Annotated in this window: 5 protein-coding genes and 1 pseudogene; 1 reads left to right on the top strand and 5 read right to left on the bottom strand. The window is 54.6% G+C overall.

The genetic code is table 11. The features are described from left to right. On the top strand, window positions 1-1582 hold a 1582-nt coding region (locus L691_RS0123340; protein ID WP_025692702.1), incomplete at its 5' end, for a YifB family Mg chelatase-like AAA ATPase. A 100-nt stretch (window positions 1583-1682) separates the two neighbouring features. Here the strand turns inward: L691_RS0123340 and L691_RS0123335 are convergent. The 5 genes and pseudogenes from L691_RS0123335 to L691_RS33125 form a co-directional block, all read right to left on the bottom strand. Further along, window positions 1683-2222 (bottom strand): metallophosphoesterase, encoded by a 540-nt coding sequence (locus L691_RS0123335; RefSeq protein ID WP_025692701.1) that lies wholly within the window; start codon window positions 2220-2222, stop codon window positions 1683-1685. Window positions 2223-2482: 260 nt separating this feature from the next. Beyond that, window positions 2483-2890 carry a hypothetical protein gene (locus L691_RS0123330; RefSeq protein ID WP_025692700.1) on the bottom strand — a complete coding sequence of 136 codons (408 nt, stop codon included), beginning with the start codon at window positions 2888-2890 and terminating at the stop codon, window positions 2483-2485. Window positions 2891-3074: 184 nt separating this feature from the next. Beyond that, complete coding sequence (locus L691_RS0123325; protein WP_036737913.1) at window positions 3075-3497, bottom strand: YraN family protein; 423 nt, start codon at window positions 3495-3497, stop codon at window positions 3075-3077. Continuing rightward, on the bottom strand, window positions 3481-3795 hold the full coding sequence (locus L691_RS0123320) for an EscU/YscU/HrcU family type III secretion system export apparatus switch protein (protein ID WP_025692698.1): 315 nt from the start codon (window positions 3793-3795) through the stop codon (window positions 3481-3483). The genes L691_RS0123325 and L691_RS0123320 overlap by 17 nt, the downstream gene beginning before the upstream one ends. Continuing rightward, window positions 3792-4419: pseudogene (locus L691_RS33125) on the bottom strand (DNA ligase); the annotation flags it as partial. The gene L691_RS0123320 and the pseudogene L691_RS33125, both read right to left, overlap by 4 nt.

The raw sequence follows: 4419 nt of genomic DNA, 5'->3' as shown, positions 1-4419 counted from the left end.
CTCCGCCGTAAGGAATTGCGGCTTCCGCTATCCGCAGCAGCGGGTTACCATTAATCTGGCCCCGGCCGATCTGCGTAAGGAAGGCTCAGCTTTCGATCTTGCGATCGCTGTCGGCATTCTGACGACAAGCGGCCAGCTTGTGCTGCCGTCCGCAAGAAAGACGCTAATGATCGGGGAGCTCGCGCTTGACGGCAGCCTTCGCCCGGTAACCGGTGTGCTGCCGATGATCGAAGCTGCCCGAAAGGCCGGTTTCCGGGCAGTGCTGCTGCCGCACGGCAACGCGGCGGAAGCGGCCTTAATCGGCGGTATGCTGGTCTACGCTCTTGATCATTTGCGGGATCTCCGAGGACCGGAGCCGCCCTGCGCACTCAACATAAGCGAGTTGGAAGAACGGAATGACTCCTGTGAAGACGCCAAGGCAGTTGGTTCAACCGATTTCCATGCGGCGGATGGGTTGAACGGCGAAGTAAACAGCTTGCCGTTTCCGGTAACGATGAGCAGCGGGCCAAGCCCATCTCAGCCCGTGATGGCGCTGTCGCTGGAGCATCTTCGTTATATTGCTCCTGTTGGCTTCCCAACCATCTCCGAACCAGCGGAAGCGATGCACGAGGACTACAGCGATGTGCTGGGCCAGCATCACGTCAAACGGGCGCTCACCATTGCCGCCGCCGGGATGCACAACCTCCTTCTTATTGGCCCGCCTGGCACGGGCAAGACGATGATGATTAAGCGTCTGCCCGGGATTCTGCCTGCCTTGACCGACAGCGAAGCACTGGAGGTCACTCAAATATTCAGCGCCGCTGGCAAGCTGAAGGACCCTCACCAGGGACTGATTCGGGAAAGACCCTTCCGCTCGCCTCATCACACCATCTCCGGGGCGGGATTGATCGGCGGCGGCAGCGTTCCTAAGCCGGGCGAGGTCAGTCTCGCGCATCGGGGTATCCTGTTCCTCGACGAGATGCCTGAATTCTCACGCAGCGTGCTGGAAGTGCTGCGCCAGCCGCTTGAGGACCATGTCGTAACGATCAGCAGGGCAAGGGCCGCTTTTACCTTTCCGGCTAGATTTATGCTCGCTGGTTCTATGAATCCGTGCCACTGCGGTTTCCTGGGAAGCGGGCATCCGCAGCAGCGCTGCACTTGCAGCCCGGCGCGCATCGCGCAGTACCGCGGGCGAATCTCAGGGCCGCTGCTGGATCGCATCGACCTTCAGGTGGTTGTGCCAAGGCCCAGAGAATGGGATGTCAATGGACGAAGCGCCGGGATGTCGACGGCGGAAATGCGCTCCCAAGTGGAAGCGGCTCAAGCCATACAGGCTGAGCGCTACCGGCGCCTGCCCATCTCCTGGAACAGCGAGCTATACGGCACATCCCTGCGCCGCTACGCCGATCCCGGTTCCGAGGGAGCCCGCATGCTGCACTCGCTGCTTGAGAACCTGGGACTCAGTATGCGGTCTTATGACCGCATACTGAAGCTGTCCCGTACCATCGCCGACCTGGACGGGGCGGACCGGATTTCTTCCGCGCACATCGCAGAGGCGCTGCAGTACCGCAACCTGGACAAGCAGCCTGCGGAAGAGGAATAGTACTCAATCGTTCGTTTCACTTAATATTATAGAAGAAAAAATTGACGAAATGTGTGAATGGCCGCAAATGTACCGGCCGGCAAATGCAAGATAGGCTAAGTCAATCAGCTTTCCACACCGGAGGGTTCCCGCTCGATTCCTGTTGCGAGGTCAAGTCTTCCATGATGGCTTCAAATGACACCGGCTTATATTTCCAGTGCTCCACGCAGACATTGAAATGATTGATCCCTTCATATTTTTGCCCATGGATATGTCCGTGGATATTTACGTACGGCATATGCCGATTCATGTACAAAGGCTCATGGGTAAGCAGAAAAAAATCCTTATAAATAATGCCGTTCCCGCTCACTTCCTGAAATCCGGCATCTAGCCACCAACTGCGGGAACGGTCGCGGTCATGATTGCCCAGAATCAGCGTCTTATAACCGTTCAGCCTGGACAATATTTGGCTTGTCTCCTCTTTCCCCAAAACAGAAAAATCCCCCAGATGAAATACCTGGTCCTCTTGTCCAACCGTTTCGTTCCAGCTCGCAATCATCGATTCATTCATCTGCTCCGTATTCTTGAACGGCCGGGATTCATAATCAATAATGGCTTTATGCCCAAAATGATGATCCGATGTAAAATAGACTTTTGTCATAATCCCTCTCCTCCTCTGCATACGATTGCATTTGTATAAAGACAGCCTTATAAAAAAGGATGCTTTGTTTCTCGTAAAAGTATACGGCACAAGATAAGAGAGCAGTTTTTTTAATAAAGAAATGCTTGCTTAGTGCTTTTTCCATGCATGGCAAACAGGCCCCGCACGCGATTCTTGCCAGCTCCGCCCGAAGCCCGGATGAGATTCCTGCTTACCTTTGTGCCTGCTGTGTAAGCGTGTTACTTCCTTTTTTTACCATTTCAAAAATTGCGTTTATGCAGCCGCGGATTGTCAGATGATTGCATCAGCTCGGCAAGAATCGGTGTACCCTCATTCTCAATCAGCCATTGCCGCATCATTTTAATGGCCTCAACCTGCCCGGCTCCGTCATCCCGCCAGGTCAATAGTTCAATTACTTTGATAATCAGCATCATCAAGCTTGTGTTGCTGCTTTGCGACTTATCCGCGCGTATTTTTTGGAACAGCGCTTCATTTTCCCAATCCATTACTATTTCTTCCGCGATCTCCGGCCTCATAACAGTAAAAGTCTGACGGCAAGAGCCGCAGCTGATGGTCGTAACCGGCTCTGTATTAAATACAACTCCAATTTCCTGCCCGCAATGTTGGCAAATAAATATCACATGTACATCATAAGGTTGTTGGTTCACTCGGACAGCCTCCTCTTGGATGTAATAAACGGTTACACTAATGTATACCCATTTTCATTTAGGACTGACCCATAGCGCCACCTATTTGAATCTCTCATCCCATAGTCAACGAGCCTTGATTGTCCAAAAGTAAATATTTCCCACGGGGCAGCCATTTGCACTTTTGCGTATAAATCCCCCGTTATTAGAACGCCTCGCAAATATGATTGAGCGAAGCGATGCTTAAATCCCTGTTTAACCTTACGGTAATGACATCAAAAGACACGAGCCGTTCGCCTTGATGATTGGCATGCATGTAAACCCCCGCTGTCCGCCGCACCTGGTCTATCTTGCGGGCATCTACTGATTCCTCCGGGGTTCCCTGCGTCAGGTTCCCGCTTCGGCTGCGCACTTCAACAAAAACGAGGCGGCCGCCCTGCTCGGCAATAATGTCGATCTCCCCCGTCCGGCAGCGCCAGTTGCGCTCCACAATGGCATAGCCTTTGGCCGAGAGGTAAAGCTCGGCGGCTTCTTCGGCCGCTCTGCCTTTTTGCTTGCGGTTATAACAAGCTTCATCACTCTGGGCGTAATCCCCCGCCTTCCCGCTGAGCTCATTCAATTCGTTCATCCCATTCCCTGGTTCCGGCGGCGGCATCACTGCGGTAGACATAGCTTAATATCTCAGCTACGAGGTGATATAATTCGGGTGGTATTTGCTGGTCAAGATCAAGCTTGGAGAGCACCTCGACTAATGCGGCATCCTCCTGGACGGGAACCCCGTTTTCTTTTGCCTTCTCCAAGATCGCTTCGGCAATGTTTCCCTGTCCCTTGGCGACAACGACTGGAGCTTCGGTCTTCCCCGGCACGTATTTGAGCGCCACCGCTTTTTTCATGCTGTATAAGAGTTCATCGGGAGAATCTTTCATATGCGGTAATCCACTCCTCTGTAAGAATCGGGAACGTAATCGTCCGGGATGCCCGGTCCCTTGCCCGGCTTTTCGGTATTTTGAACAGGGAACGGCTCTGCCTTAAAGGAGGAAAGCTGATAGCCAATCGTCTCGATAGCGGACTTGATCTCATCCTTCGATGATTCCAGCAGTTCCTGCGCCCATGACTCGTTATTGTGCAGCCTCAGGCTGACAATCCGGTCAACGACCTGAACATCGACGAGCGTCTGACCCAGAGCCTTCATATCCAAGTCGAACCACAGCCGGCAGTTTGCCGCATCCAGCTCCCCCTTCGCCCCCCGGCGGGACTGTAGATGGACAGATGCGGTCTCCTCCCCGTCCGGTCCTTTTAGCGGCAGGAATAGCGTAACCTGCGCAAACGGCGCCGTCCGGTCCGTATTCAGCAGCAGCTGTTGGCCGGTCAGATGCTGCACCAGCTGCCCCGCGGCTTCTTTCAGCGCCGCGGGAACGTCGCTGCTGCCCATTGCCTGCAGCAGCACGCCCTTGACCGTGTCGCCGGTCCGTTCCCCGGCGACCGCTCCCGGCGCGCCCTGCGGATGCGCCGGGCCCGGCTCCGCGGCGGCGAATAGCCCCCCGCCGCCG

Origin of the sequence: Paenibacillus zanthoxyli JH29, assembly GCF_000520715.1 — a bacterium.
Lineage (GTDB): Bacteria > Bacillota > Bacilli > Paenibacillales > Paenibacillaceae > Paenibacillus_AQ > Paenibacillus_AQ zanthoxyli.
This window is presented reverse-complemented; position numbering and strand designations above follow the sequence as displayed.